Source organism: Pseudoalteromonas sp. RB2-MNA-CIBAN-0110 (assembly GCF_040309305.1).
GTDB classification, from domain to species: domain Bacteria; phylum Pseudomonadota; class Gammaproteobacteria; order Enterobacterales; family Alteromonadaceae; genus Pseudoalteromonas; species Pseudoalteromonas arctica.
The window spans coordinates 49,651-63,806 of sequence record NZ_JBEOOQ010000009.1 but is presented as its reverse complement, the minus strand read 5'-3'; the positions used below and the strand labels follow the sequence as shown (position 1 = coordinate 63,806).

The window sequence follows — 14,156 nt, the reverse complement described above, 5'->3', positions numbered from 1 at the left end:
TTATAACTTAATAGTTATACAAAGGGAGCTACGGCTCCCTTTTTACATTGCTTCACAAACTAAACAACTACAAACTCTAATTTATAGGTATATTTAATTACTTAATAAAAAATAAAAATACAACAAGGACTTTGACTGATGAAACGTACTCCATTCGCACTCGCAGCACTATCACTCGCTATTTTAAGTGGCTGTAATCAAGCCCCTGAAGAAACCAAAAAAAGTAATACACAAGTTAAAACGGTTCAAGTTGCACAAGCTGTTGCGCCGGTTGCTAAAAAAGTGCCACAAGAAATGACTATTCATGGTGATACACGCATTGATGATTACTATTGGCTACGTGATGATGAACGTAAAGCACCAGAGGTAATTAACTATTTAGAAGCTGAAAACACATACACTGATGCAATGCTCGCACATACTAAAACGCTGCAAAGTGAGTTGTTTGAAGAGCTAAAAGGGCGTATTCAAAAAGACGATGATTCGGTCCCAGTTAAAAACGGTGATTATTTTTACTCAACACAAACACGTGGCGATAACGAGTACACTACTTACTTACGCAGCAGCGATTTTGCAGGTACCGATCAGCAAGTTATTTTAGATGTAAATAAGCTTGCTAAAGGTCATGATTATTATGCAGTAAGTGGTTTAGATGTAAGCCCTAATGGCAATTTAATGGCTTATGGCGAAGATACTGTTAGCCGTCGTATTTATAGCGTAAAAATAAAAGATTTAACTACCGGTAAATTACTCGAAGACACACTTGAAGGCACCAACGGTGGCATTGTGTGGGCAAACGATAATAAAACGGTTTACTACATTAAAAAAGATTTACAAACTCTACTAGGTTACCAAGTGTATCGTCATACATTAGGTACATCGCAAGCTGATGATGAGCTAATTTACGAAGAAACTGATACCAGTTACTACATGGGTATGAGTAAAAGCAAAGATGAGTCAGAGATTTATATTTGGCACAGTAGCACGGCTGCATCAGGCGTATCTGTATTAAGTGCTGATGATACTAAGGCAATGCCTAAACGCTTAATTGAGCGCGAAGCAGGGCTTGAATATGATATTTCGAAGCTAGGGAATACTTACTACATTGTAACTAACTTAGATGCTGTAAATTTTCAGCTGATGAAAGTTGATATTGATAAAGCAGGCGACAAGGCTAATTGGCAAAGTGTGATCCCAGCGCGCGATGATATTAAACTCGAAGGCATTGATTTATTTAATGACTACTTAGTTTACCAAGAACGTGAAATGGGCCAATCAAAGTTGATTGCGCGTGATTTAAAAACAGGTAAAGAGTTACCACTGAGCTTTAACGATAGCGCTTATACAATTGGTACTTATGGCAATAACGATATAGATAGCAGCACGTTACGTGTTTACTACACAAGCATGACCACTCCAAGCTCATCGTACGATGTAGATTTAGCGACTGGCGATAAAACGCTTCTTAAGCAACAGGTTGTGTTAGGTGATTTTGATGCTGACAATTACGCCTCAGAGCGTATTTTTGTAACAGCACGTGATGGCATAAAAGTACCGGTAAGCTTAGTTTACCGTAAAGATGCGTTTAAAAAAGATGGCACTAACCCGCTACTGCAATATGGTTACGGTTCTTATGGCGCAACCATGGATCCAACGTTCTCAAGCTCACGCTTGAGCTTGTTAGACCGTGGTTTTGTATTTGCAATTGCCCATGTACGTGGCTCGCAAATGCTAGGTCGTCCTTGGTACGAAGACGGCAAGCTACTCACTAAAAAGAATACGTTTAATGACTTTGTTGACGTAACCAAAGCATTAGTTTCTCAAAAGTATGGCGCAAAAGATGAAATATTTGCGTTAGGTGGCAGTGCTGGTGGCTTATTAATGGGCGCAGTAGCAAACCAAGCGCCTGAGCTTTATAAAGGCATGGTTGCTGCGGTACCGTTTGTAGATGTAGTAACAACGATGCTTGATGCGAGCATTCCGCTTACAACAAATGAATACGGCGAGTGGGGTAATCCGAACGAAAAAGCGTATTACGATTACATGCTGTCTTACTCGCCATACGACCAAGTATCTAAGCAAGCATATCCTAATATGTTGGTAACGACTGGCTTGCACGATTCACAAGTTCAATACTTTGAACCTGCAAAATGGGTTGCTAAGCTGCGTGACTATAAAACTGATGACAATAAGTTACTGTTTAAAATAGATATGGAAGCAGGGCACGGCGGCGCATCGGGTCGCTTTAAGCGCTTAGAAGATACCGCGCTAAACTATGCATTTATGCTTGATTTAGCGGGTATTAAAAAGTAATTAATTTATATATTTAAAATAAACAAAAATGTAAGGTGCTTTTTAAGAAAGCACCTTTTTTTGTGGCAAGTTAAAGCTAAACATAGTGCCTTTACCAATTTCACTTTGTACGTAAATTTCGCTATCCATCAGTTTTAATAACCCTCTGCAAATAGCCAATCCTAAACCACCTTGCTGGCGCCCTTCTTTATTAGAATTACTTGCTTGGTAGTGCGGATCAAAAATAGCATTCAGCTCATCTTCTTTTATGCCTACGCCCGTGTCTGATACATGCACAAATAGTTGATTATCGTCACTGCGTTTTACATGTACTGCAATGCTGCCGCCGCGAGGGGTATGCCTAATTGCATTATCAATTAAGTTACTTAACACGCGCTCTAATTTAGCTATATCGGCAACCACAGGAAAATCACAAATCGCAGGTTCTACCGACAAACTAATGCCTTTTTTGTCAACGGCTAAACTAAATTTTGCCATGCAATCGTAAATGAGTTCACCTAAATTAAAGGTTTCTTTATTTATACTTATTTCGCCATTTTCTAAGTGAGCAAGCTCAAATATTTGCTCTATGAGTAGCTTTAATTGCCCGCAATTATTAAGCGATACCTGCAAGTATTCTTGCTGCTCTTTTTTACTTAGCTGCTCGCCTGACTGATTTAATACTTCTAAAAACCCCTGCAGTGAAGCAAGTGGTGTACGTAGGTCGTGCGATAGATGGGTCAGCAACTCTTTGCGTTGTTTATCGCCTTGTTCAAGCGCTTTAAACTGCTCATTAATACGCGTTAACATGGCTTGAATACTTCGCCCTAAACTATGCACTTCGTTACTTTTTTGCGTTGAATAGTTACTTAGCTTGGTGTCGGTAAGGCTGTAGTTAGCGGCTTCAATATTACTAACATCGCGTGCTAAGCGCTGAATTGGGTTGGTAAAAAAACGTAGTAAAATTAGCATCGCAATAAATAAAAATGCGAGTGCAGAGCCAAGCCATAAAGCAGCTAGCCATAACTTATCATTATTTTTTACAGTGCTTAGTGAGGTATCGTAAGCCTCACCACCAATAATTACATATAAATAACCTTGTAGCTTATCTTGATTAAATACTGGCGCGGCTGAAAATATTTTTTGTTGCTCTTTATTACGAGGATTATCACCATAAATAGGTGCAGCGCTTGGGTCGTTAATCAGCCTTTTTAAAGGCGTTAAACTAATATGCGTGCGTTTAACTTTACCCGGCTTTGCTGAGTAAGTAAGAATTTTTCCGGTTTCGTCTACAAAATAAAATTCAAACGCAGGGCCTAATAACATTAAGGTATGGAAGAGGTTTTCAAGCGCTTTATAGTCGTAAACCCCTTCTTTTATTAGTGGGTTATCTTGTACTAAATGTTCCGCTAACGCTAAGTGCAGATTTTGTTCGGCGTGGTGTTTTGAAGTCAGTTCTAATTGCTTGCTCCAGCCGTAAACTAGGGCGCAAATAAAACAAAAAATTACGACTAGCGATATAGCTAATTTTTGATACAAAGATAATTTCATAATAGGTGTCTTAATTGAGTTGGCTAGGGTTTAGTTTGTAACCAACACCCCAAACTGTTTCGATGATAGGCGCTTGTTGGTGTTCTTCTAGCTTGGCACGTAAGCGGTTTATATGTGAATTAACCGTGTGCTCGTAACCACTGTGTTGGTAACCCCATACTTTATCGAGTAATTGCTGACGACTAAAAACATGATTAGGATGGCGTGCAAAGTAAACGAGTAAATCAAATTCGGTGGCGGTAAGGTTAAGGGCTTGCTTGCCTAAATACACTTGGTGCGAACTAAATTCTATATTGAGTGAGCCTACATTTAGTGTTTGTTCGCTATCAACGGGGGAGTTGTCGTTATTTTGGCTAGCGAGTAGCTGTGCTCTGTGGCGTAATTGGGTTTTTACTCTGGCTTGTAATTCGCGTGCAAAAAAGGGTTTACAAATATAATCATCGGCGCCCATTTCAAGGCCAATAACTCTGTCCATATCGCTACTCAGCGCGGTGAGTAAAATTACGGAGGTAGTTGGGTAATGCTCTTTTATTTTTCGGCATAAGCTCAAACCATCCATTTGGGGTAAGTTTATATCGAGTAAAATAAGTCCGTAGGGATGCTTAGCTATTTTTTTTAAGGCAAGTTCTGCGCTTACAACATGATCAACATGTAAGTTAAGCGACGTTAGCTGCGTGGTAATTAACTTACCTATTTCTCTGTCATCTTCTACTACTAATATTTTTTCGTGACGCATGTATTACCTCGTAAAAAGGGGGGCATCCGTGCTCCCTTACTTCCCCATTACAAGCTGGAACGTTACTGCGTGCGCGTAATTACTATTTTCGATACTGGGTTATCAAACTTATGTTCAACACCAAGTGCTGATGTAGATAATCCATCTTGATTTGAAACAATGCCTGGATGCATCGTTATTATATCGGCTGTATCGTCACGTATTTCGTTAAACCCTTCACCGCTAGCGGCAGGACCTGGCACAGTTTCAGCTGTTTCTGTATTTGCTTCCGTACCCGCATCATAAGCAGTCGTAGTGCGTGATAACGAACCGCCAACTTCTAATGTTGATACATCTAAAGAACTAAGACCGGTAAAAGCATCATTTGTATTCCCAAGCATGGCAGCAAATGACAAATTAAGCGTTTCTTGCTCTTCAACAGTAATGATTACTGTGGTGGTTTCACCAGGGCCAATAGCGCCTTCAGCTGAAACTGCAGCAAGTGCAACTTCATAGCTGAGGTATTCTTCATTTGCACCGCTTTCTGCAAGCATTTCTAAACCAACAGAAGCTGTAGTACCGAATGACCAAGGTGCTTCATCTTCAAAAGCAATGACAGAGAGTGGTGACAAAGGCTGTCCTGCAGTTAAGTTACTAAAAGTAATAGTAAACTCACTGATCACAGGTTCTACAACAATTGGCTCAACAACGACCGGCTCTTCAACCACTGGGTCGTTATCATTATCGCTACACGCTGCAAGTGTGGTTGCAAGTGCAAGCACTAGTAGACTTTTTTTAAGGTTGTTAGCAGATGACATAATCATGCTCCTACTTAACTGTAACGGTTAATTGCGCTACTGGGTTTAACCATCTGTGTACTGTATTACTTAAATCGCTATTACCCGCTTCTAAATCGTCATCACCTAAGCTACCTGGGTGAATATGGATGCTTGTATTTGTATCACCACTTAATATACCTGTACCGCCAGTGCCAGCGTCGCCACCTGGAGCCGCAGGAATACCCGGAGTACCTGGAGCGCCAGAGCCTTCAACTACAAGCTCATTGTTTTGTTCCGTGCCTGCATCGTAAGCATTTAAATTAATTGTGTAAGTACCCGCTTCTGTTGGGATTTTCCAGCTGTTTAAGCCTACAAAGCCATCATTAGTTGGTAGCATCATTGCAGTTAATGATAGGTACTCGTTACCGTCGGTAGTGGTAAGTGTTGCCGTTGTAGATGCGGCTGGTGCAAGTAAACCTTCAGCTGGATTTGCAGCCATATCACTGCCCGCTGCAGTTGCTTGTGCAACTAGCTCTGCAATATTGCCGCCTTCAGCCATTGTTTGTAATGCTGTAGATGCTTGCGTTGCTACTTCAAATAGTGTGTCTTCGCTGTTGTGTGCTGTAATTAACAGTGGAGTAAAGTGAATACCCTTGGTTAGGTTAGTAACTTTTAGGTCTAATTCTGCGGCCATAGTCGATTGGCTAGCTGCCGCTAAAAGAATTGCGATTGTTAATGTAGAAGTTTTCATTATTATTCCTGTAAGTGATGATTCGAGTTAAGTATTGAATAATCGTCTCCAGAAACTCTCACAAACTTATCACTTTTTTATCACAAGATTTCACGCTGTGATTTTTAAATACAAATACGTTGGTTGATTTGTAGACATTTGTTTAGTTAAGAGGCAACATACATAAAACAAAAAGGAGAGTGTTATGGAAGAAAATCAACAGGTTGAACCAGTTAACAAAGATGACCGTATGTGGGCTATGTTATGCCATTTGAGTGCGCTTGCCGGATTTATTGTGCCGTTTGGCTCAATAATTGGGCCATTAATTGTGTGGTTAATTAAAAGAGATGAGATGCCAGTTGTTGACGTGCACGGTAAAAAGGCGCTTAACTTTCAAATAACGATGGCAATTGCATATGTAGTTTGTTTTTTACTGATGTTTGTAGCAGTAGGCTTAATATTACTACCTATAGTGGCAATTTTTGGGTTTGTAATGGTTGTAATGGCAAGTATTAAAGCTAACGAAGGTAAAGAGTTTAATTACCCGTTTAGTTTAAATTTGATAAAATAAAACCTCAGTTATTTTTATACCAATTGCATTAAATTAGTGATCTATTATAGCGATAAGAAAATAGCTCAATAACAAGGCTAAAATTATGATACATAGTTGTTCTATATAAATAATTTTTAACGTCGTTAGTGAGTTATTTAATACGCTAGAATGATCATGTTTTTAATAAAATTGGTATTATAAACCCAGCTATAGGCTGGGTTTTTACGTTTAGCCATAAGGACATTATGCTTTATCTCACGTTATTTATTAGCGCATTTATATCTGCCACATTACTGCCTAGCTCTTCTGAGGTGATAATGGTGGGGATGATTGCCCAAGGTAAAGTTAATTTATGGCTTATGTGGTGCGTAGCAACACTTGGAAATGTATTGGGAAGCTGCGTTAATTACTGGTTAGGCACGCAGGTACTGCGTTTTAAAGATAAAAAATGGTTTCCGGTATCGCAAAAAGGGCTTGATAGCGCACAAAAGCAATTTAATAAATACGGTGTGTATAGTTTGTTGTTTGCTTGGCTGCCAGTAGTAGGCGATCCGCTAACTGTAATTGGGGGGATATTTAAAGTACGCTTTAGTATGTTTTTATTACTAGTAACACTAGGCAAAGGCGCGCGCTATTTAGCGGTTATCGCCCTTGCCGTAGGATTCGAAAAGCTTTTTTAAATAAGTTTTTTAAGGCCTTATTTAGCCCAGTCAAGCGTTAACGACACCGAGTCGGCAAAACGCAGTGCATGCGGTTTATCAACACGTGCTTTAGCGTAATGAACACTTGGGTGTGAGTGACAAACCGCAAGAATTTCAGCCACTAATTTTTCGAGCAATAAGAAGTGCCCTTGCTCTACTAAGCTAATTACTTCTTTGGTGATCACTTTATAATTAAGTGCTTGGTCAACTTCATCCGTTTTACACGCGTCATCAGCAGGGTAGTGAATCTCTAGATTGATCACTACATCTTGCTTTTTTTCACGCTCATCGGGGTTAAAGCCAATAAACGTACGCAGGCGCAAATTAGTAACGTTAATAATTGCATTAGCCATAGGGTTAACCTTTTATAAGCTGCAAAAATTCGTTACGTGTTTTAGGATCGCTTCTAAAGTTACCTAACATTACTGATGTACGCATGCTTGAATTTTGCTTTTCTACACCACGCATCATCATACACATGTGTTTTGCTTCAACAATAACGCCCACACCTTTAGCGCCAGTAACTTCTTCAACTGCTTTAGCGATTTGATGCGTTAGCTGTTCTTGAATTTGAAAACGGCGTGAAAACATATCAACAATACGTGCAAATTTAGACAAGCCTAATACTTTACCGTTTGGAATATAAGCAATATGGCAACGGCCAATAAAAGGTAGTAAATGATGCTCACACATAGAGTAAAGCTCTATGTCTTGCACTAACACCATGTCGTCAGCGTCAGATGTAAATACCGCTTTATTAGTTATTTCATCAAGCGTTTGACGATACCCTTGCGTTAAATATTCCATTGCTTTTGCAGCACGTTTTGGCGTATCAAGTAAGCCTTCGCGGTTAGCATCTTCGCCTACTGCGGTGATGATTTTTTCGTAACTTTCTTTTAATTCATTGTGCATAAATATCTCAGTTTATTTATATTTACTTTAAATGACGGCCGCCATCAACAGGCAAAGAGCGCCCTGTGATGTAGTGGCTTTGTAATAGTAAATCAATGCTATTGATAATTTCTTGGCATCCGGGTTCAATGCCCATTAATGATTTTTTAAGGGTCTTAGCTCGATATTGCTCATCGTCATGTTCATTAAAAATAATGAGTGATGGAGCAACCGAGTTCACTTTTATGTTTGGCGCATATTTAGCGCTAAACGATTTAGTTAAGTTATCGAGAGCTGCTTTACTTGCTGCATAAGCTAAGTGTTTAGGGCTGCCTGTTTCAACTACATAATCAGTAAGGTGAATTATATCAGCAGGTACTTTTTCACTTTGCTGATAGTTTATAAGCAGCTCAGCGCACATTAAATTAATTAAATACGGTGTTTTGGCGTGTATACGCATCATATTATCGAACAGTACTGCAAAGTCAGGATTGTTAGCTTCGCAGTCCCAGCTTGATGCATTGTGAACAATAGCGCGCAGCGATGTTGTATGCTCTTTAAGCGTATTTATAAATGCACTTATACCGTCATCGGTACTAAAATCGGCATAAATACATATAGCGCCTAGTTGCTCTAATTTATCAACAGCGTTGTGGCGAGTACGATACGTAATAATAACAGCCTGCCCTTGGGCTATATAATGCTGAGCGAGCGCTAAACCAATACGTTGGCCTGCGCCGGTAATTAAGATCGGCGATGTCATATAAGGCAGTGTTCTCTTTGGCGGGTAACTTATACCAATATTGTTAAAACATGATCGATCTATCGCTATTTTCTTAGGGCTATAATAGATCACTAATTTAACGCAATTGGTATTATAAAATTCAAAGCGTTAATTTACTAAAATATACGCAGTTTCTTAATCTGTCGATCAAAAAAGCAATTAATCCTCAAAGGCGTTAATTGCTTTATTTTATTTACTAAAACATTAATCGTAAATTGTCGGAATTGGTTGGCGCTTATGTTGTGTACGCATGTAAATACTTACAAGCTTTTGTTCAACGTCTTTAGAAACAGATTTACCTTCTAAAAAGTCATCAATTTGCTCATAGCTCAAACCAAGTGCTTCTTCATCGGTAAGCCCCGGGCGGTCGCTTTCTAAATCAGCTGTAGGTGCTTTTTCTACTAATAAAGCTGGGGCACCGAGTGCAGTAGCAAGTGCACGCACTTGGCGTTTTGATAAACCAAATAGCGGAGCTAAATCGCACGCGCCGTCACCAAATTTAGTATAAAAACCAGTAATGTTTTCAGCACTATGATCGGTACCCACTACTAAGCCTTGGCAAAAGCCAGCAATTTCGTACTGAGCAACCATACGTTGGCGTGCTTTAACATTACCTTTAATAAAATCTATCTGAGCTTGCTCAGGCAGTGCTTCACCACAGCCAACTACAGCAGCTATAGCTTGCTCATGCAATGCATCAGCCGCAGGTTGTACGTTTACGGTCATACGTTTACTTGGCTGGATAAAATCAACCGCCATTTGCGCTTCGTCTTCATCGGCTTGTACGCCATAAGGTAAGCGCACAGCAATAAATTGGTATTTGTCAGTATCGTGTTCTTTATTTAGCTCGTTTACGGCAAGTTGACATAAGCGGCCGCAAGTTGATGAGTCAACACCACCACTAATACCCAATATTAGTGATCGTGAGTGAGCTGCTACTAAACGTGCTTTAATAAAAGCAACCCGGCGAGTTATCTCAGCATTTACATCAATAGTTGGCTTAACCTTCATTTCAGCCATAATTTCGGCGCGCATTGCCAGCTCCTTATAAAATTTAATATGTGATACGCAATAAACTTATTATGTGATTTAGTCTTAATTAATTAAAGTTTTAAATGAGCTTTTATTTTGCGAAGCTCTACTTTTAATTCTTCCACTTCTGCCAGTAAATCACTTAATTCTTTATCTTTAATTACTTCGCTTGGTAGAGCAACAAAGGCATCGGCGGGATTATTTTGTTGTTCGCCAAATAAATGAATGTATCGGCTGTCGCGTTTACCTGCTTCTCGTTCTAATTTACGGGCGTAATCGCTTTCAATCAGTTTATTGAGCGCTGTTTCTACTTCATTTACGTTATTAAAATCAGCAAGCCTAGCACTGCGAGTTCTTAATTCACCTGGGGTTTGGGCACCACGTAAAAGTAATAAACAAACAATGGCACGTTGCTGAGCAGAAAATTGCAGATTACTAAACTCAGTGTTGCAAAAGCGGTGGTCGTATTTATTTACGCGACCAGAAAGCCCTTCATCTATAGTTACCAAGCGCATGTCTATTAGTTCATCAAGTGCGTTTTGCACGTCACTATCTGTAAGATTTAACACAGGATCGCGATTAGACTTTTGATTACATGCGTTCACTAGAGCGTTTAACGATAGCGGATAATGTTCTGGCGTTGTGCTTTGTTTTTCTAGTAAGCAACCAAGAATACGTTGTTGATTTGCTGATAACTGCATAAATAATCTCAAATTAGTAAGCGTATTTTATTAGCTTACACCTTTATTGGATACCAAGCCATTGCTGGAGTTTAGGTTTTAGAGCGGCTAAATCGAGCGGCTTACTTAAATAGTCGTTCATGCCTGCTGCTAGGCATTTTTCTTTATCGCCCTGCATGGCATTGGCTGTAAGTGCAATAATAGTAATACTTTCATTACCCTTACCTGCATCGCCTTCTCTAATGGCTTTAGTGGCTTGGTAGCCATCCATTTCAGGCATTTGGCAATCCATTAAAACTAGTTTATATGGCTTACCTTGTTTTGCATTGAGTTTTACAATTGCCTCAAGCCCATTTTCAGCAATATCAAAAGTCACACCTGCTTGCTTTAATAGCGCCGAGGCAACTACTTGGTTTATTTTATTGTCTTCAACGAGCAGTAGTTGTGGCTCTGATGAATCGAGTACTGGTGCTTTAGTTAGTTTATTTTGTAGTTGTGCTTGTTGCTGCTGTTGTTCAATGTATTTATCGTTAGTGAGTGAGTCAAACAAATCAGACGGTGTGAGTGGTTTGAAAATCATACAGTCGACTTCCATACCTACTTTAGACTCCTCAGGTGAATAACTCATTGGCGCCATAAGAACTAACTTGCAACTATGCATATTTATAAAGTTTTTAAGCGCAGTTATATGCGTTTGCGGCGCTTTTTCAAAAAAGTAGTAATCAACTAAAATAGCTTCAGGGTGGGTGGTTACATTATTTAAATAATCATCAACCTCAAGATAGTCATGTATGCAATTAACCTTTGCACCCCATACCGTGAGTTGTTTGCTGGCTGTATTTGCATTTAACGAGCACTCATCAATAATTAAAATATGTTTGTTTTTAATTAAATGACTCGGTAAATCTTGTTCTTTACTTAAGCGAGGCTGTATTTGTATTGTGAAAGAAAATGTACTTCCTTCACCTTGCATGCTGTTTACACTTACTTCACCGTTCATCAGCTCACACAGTTGTTTTACTATGGCAAGGCCAAGCCCTGTGCCCCCAAATTGGCGTGTAGTTGAGGTATCTGCTTGTGTAAACGAATCAAATAACGACGCTTGTTTTTTAGGGTCAATACCAATACCAGTATCAATAATCGAACATTGTAGAAACGAGCCATCCGTTGTTTCATCCACTTTGGCGGTAATAACTACTTCGCCATCAATAGTAAATTTAACGGCGTTGCCAATTAAGTTATTCAAAATTTGGCGTAAGCGGTTCGGATCACTAATTATTTCGCTAACTGTAATTTGAGTGGCATCTAAAATAAGTTTTGTATTGTTTTGCTCTACTTTTAAAGCAAACGACTCAACCACTTCTCCTAATAACCGAGGTAGGTTAAATTGCACGTTTTCAATATCGAGCTTACCGGCTTCAATTTTAGAAAAGTCTAATATGTCGTTAATTATATTAAGTAAAGATTGAGCTGATGACTGAGCAAGTTCGATATGGTGCTTTTGCTGCAGGTCTAGTTGCGTTTGCTTAATTATATTAAGCATGCCTAAAACACCATTCATTGGGGTGCGAATTTCGTGGCTCATACTTGCTAAAAATTCACTTTTAGCTTCAACAGCTTGTTCTGCAGTTTCTTTGGCGGCAACCAGCTTTTGTTCAGTTTCAATTCGTTGCTGGCTCGAGTGCAAGCTGCCAATTAACGCTGCAACGGCAATTAAAAAGCTTTCTTCGTTTTTAGACCAGTGGCGCTTGGATTGACATTGCTCGGCGCAAACAACGCCTATAGCACCACTTCCCGCAGGAATAATTACGCACAGCATTGATTTAATCTCGAGTGGCATTAAATACTGCTCTTTAATTGGTGCGAGTATTGGGTGTTCTAGTGCATCGGGTGCATTAAATACTGCTTGATGATCTATTGCATTAAAAAAGCCGGGGTTGTTTTTTCTTAGCCAAATAGAGTCGATTTTGTCACTAGACGAATGTTTGCTATGTATGGCAAAGGGGCTTAGTTGAGACTTGTCTTCATTAAAAAACCAAATACTGGCACGTTTAATATCGAATGCTTGGCAGATTGCTTCAGTGATAATATCTTTCGATTGGCTAAGTTGCCCATTTAATATTAATTTATTAACGGTAAGAGAAGCTAAAATTTCGTTATGTAATGCGGTTTTATTATTTTCTAATTCAATTTTTTTACGGGTATCAATATTCTGTAGTGAGCCAAAAATACGTGTGCATCGTCCATTCTTTCGTTCTGCTTCACCATGTACGAGTACCCAAACAGATTCACCTTCTGCATCCATTACTTCTAATTCAACTTCGTAGCTTTCACCATATTTTATGGCTCGTTCAATTAAAGGTTTAATTGTTTCTCGGCTAGTGCCTTTTTTAAAGTAGTTTAAATCTTTAGGCCATTCTGGTTGGTTATTTAATGGGTATTTAAATAGTTTTTTGGTCATATCAGACCAATACACTTGTTTAGTTTCTAAGTTAAATGACCATGCGCCTATTTGAGCTAGATCACTCATTGCTTCAAGCATTTTTTCGTTTTGTTGCTGACGATTAAGCATTTTCAAAAAGAATAAAAAGGCCCAGATTAATAACCCGCAAATAATAATAATCGATAACCGAAGTGGCCATATTGATGAAATAGGAGGGCTCCAACCGATTTTTGGCGCTACATATAACTGCCAGCTGCCGCCTTGAAAATTTAGAGTGAACTCAAGAGGATCTTGCTGAATAATATTTTGATTGCCGAAAAAAAACTCGCCTTTTTTACCTAAACCATTACGCCCTTGAATGGCAACGTTGTACTGTTTTTCTAATTCGTAAACGCCAGAATTGGTATAAACCTTGTCAATATCGAGTACAACCGACAACAGCCCCCAAAACTCATTATTAGGAGGTGTATATACCGGAACCCTGGCGATTAATGCTTCCCCCCCCTGAACTAATGTTAGCGGTCCTGCCATAATAATTGTGTTGGTGTCGCGGGCTCTAAGTGCATCAGTACGCTGATTTTTATTATCTAAAAAATTAAGGCCAATTGCTTTTTCGTTCCCTTTTAAAGGATAGGTCATTTGAATGACCATATTGGGAGCGCCACCAATATTACGAAGTTCATTTGATGTATCAAAAAGAGGAGCTGCGATTTGTTCAAAGCGTTCTTGTTCTAAACCCGGTTCTGCGGCAACGGCAACACCTAAACCCCGTACTAGTTGAATATTAGAAACTAAGGTTGATTCGAGTTGAGCTCTATAAGTACTTACTTCTGAAAGAATTTGTAGGCGGTGAGCATCTTTTACACGATTATAGTTAATACGATCAAGAACAACACCAACTAGTACAGTTAGCGTAAGCGATAACCAAAAGGTCAGCTTAAAGTTATGAACATTCGTTTTTTTGTTATTACTAGACGGTGGCATTAGCTACATCGTGGCGTTAAT

Annotated in this window: 13 protein-coding genes; 3 read left to right on the top strand and 10 right to left on the bottom strand. The window is 39.2% G+C overall.

What is annotated here, in order from left to right:
• Nucleotides 1-138 precede the first annotated feature (138 nt).
• Nucleotides 139-2,313, top strand: a complete 2,175-nt coding sequence (locus AAEY68_RS06920) for a S9 family peptidase (protein ID WP_024592630.1) — start codon at nucleotides 139-141, stop codon at nucleotides 2,311-2,313.
• Between the two features lie 42 nt (nucleotides 2,314-2,355).
• Here AAEY68_RS06920 and AAEY68_RS06915 read toward each other — a convergent pair whose 3' ends face one another.
• The 4 genes from AAEY68_RS06915 to AAEY68_RS06900 all read right to left on the bottom strand — a co-directional run bounded on the left by AAEY68_RS06915 (nucleotide 2,356) and on the right by AAEY68_RS06900 (nucleotide 6,088).
• The gene (locus AAEY68_RS06915) at nucleotides 2,356-3,843 is read right to left on the bottom strand and encodes a sensor histidine kinase (protein WP_007580487.1); all 1,488 of its coding nucleotides are present in this window, start codon (nucleotides 3,841-3,843) and stop codon (nucleotides 2,356-2,358) included.
• Between the two features lie 10 nt (nucleotides 3,844-3,853).
• Entirely contained in the window at nucleotides 3,854-4,579 is a 726-nt protein-coding gene (locus AAEY68_RS06910; protein ID WP_007580488.1) for a response regulator transcription factor, read from the bottom strand.
• A gap of 62 nt (nucleotides 4,580-4,641) precedes the next feature.
• Nucleotides 4,642-5,376, bottom strand: coding sequence for a spondin domain-containing protein (locus AAEY68_RS06905; RefSeq protein ID WP_350585720.1), 735 nt, complete (start codon nucleotides 5,374-5,376; stop codon nucleotides 4,642-4,644).
• Between the two features lie 10 nt (nucleotides 5,377-5,386).
• Entirely contained in the window at nucleotides 5,387-6,088 is a 702-nt protein-coding gene (locus tag AAEY68_RS06900) for a spondin domain-containing protein (RefSeq protein ID WP_007580506.1), read from the bottom strand.
• A gap of 184 nt (nucleotides 6,089-6,272) precedes the next feature.
• Here AAEY68_RS06900 and AAEY68_RS06895 point away from each other — a divergent pair, with 184 nt between their 5' ends.
• Nucleotides 6,273-6,638 carry a DUF4870 domain-containing protein gene (locus AAEY68_RS06895; RefSeq protein WP_007580507.1) on the top strand — a complete coding sequence of 122 codons (366 nt, stop codon included), beginning with the start codon at nucleotides 6,273-6,275 and terminating at the stop codon, nucleotides 6,636-6,638.
• A gap of 227 nt (nucleotides 6,639-6,865) precedes the next feature.
• A complete protein-coding gene (locus tag AAEY68_RS06890; protein ID WP_010554546.1) occupies nucleotides 6,866-7,300 on the top strand; it encodes a YqaA family protein in 435 nt (144 codons plus the stop codon).
• Between the two features lie 17 nt (nucleotides 7,301-7,317).
• Here the strand turns inward: AAEY68_RS06890 and folX are convergent, their stop codons facing one another.
• The 6 genes from folX to AAEY68_RS06860 all read right to left on the bottom strand — a co-directional run bounded on the left by folX (nucleotide 7,318) and on the right by AAEY68_RS06860 (nucleotide 14,135).
• Nucleotides 7,318-7,674: a dihydroneopterin triphosphate 2'-epimerase gene (gene folX / locus AAEY68_RS06885; RefSeq protein ID WP_007377309.1), complete on the bottom strand. Its 357-nt coding sequence runs from the start codon at nucleotides 7,672-7,674 to the stop codon at nucleotides 7,318-7,320.
• Between the two features lie 4 nt (nucleotides 7,675-7,678).
• Nucleotides 7,679-8,233 carry a GTP cyclohydrolase I FolE gene (gene folE / locus AAEY68_RS06880; protein WP_002962341.1) on the bottom strand — a complete coding sequence of 185 codons (555 nt, stop codon included), beginning with the start codon at nucleotides 8,231-8,233 and terminating at the stop codon, nucleotides 7,679-7,681.
• Nucleotides 8,234-8,255: 22 nt separating this feature from the next.
• Nucleotides 8,256-8,975, bottom strand: a complete 720-nt coding sequence (gene folM / locus AAEY68_RS06875) for a dihydromonapterin reductase (protein ID WP_024592628.1) — start codon at nucleotides 8,973-8,975, stop codon at nucleotides 8,256-8,258.
• Nucleotides 8,976-9,200: 225 nt separating this feature from the next.
• Nucleotides 9,201-10,031, bottom strand: coding sequence for an NAD(+) synthase (gene nadE, locus AAEY68_RS06870; RefSeq protein WP_282114988.1), 831 nt, complete (start codon nucleotides 10,029-10,031; stop codon nucleotides 9,201-9,203).
• A gap of 68 nt (nucleotides 10,032-10,099) precedes the next feature.
• The gene (locus AAEY68_RS06865) at nucleotides 10,100-10,729 is read right to left on the bottom strand and encodes a YceH family protein (RefSeq protein WP_007580511.1); all 630 of its coding nucleotides are present in this window, start codon (nucleotides 10,727-10,729) and stop codon (nucleotides 10,100-10,102) included.
• Between the two features lie 43 nt (nucleotides 10,730-10,772).
• Nucleotides 10,773-14,135 carry an ATP-binding protein gene (locus tag AAEY68_RS06860; RefSeq protein WP_350585719.1) on the bottom strand — a complete coding sequence of 1,121 codons (3,363 nt, stop codon included), beginning with the start codon at nucleotides 14,133-14,135 and terminating at the stop codon, nucleotides 10,773-10,775.
• Nucleotides 14,136-14,156 lie beyond the last annotated feature (21 nt).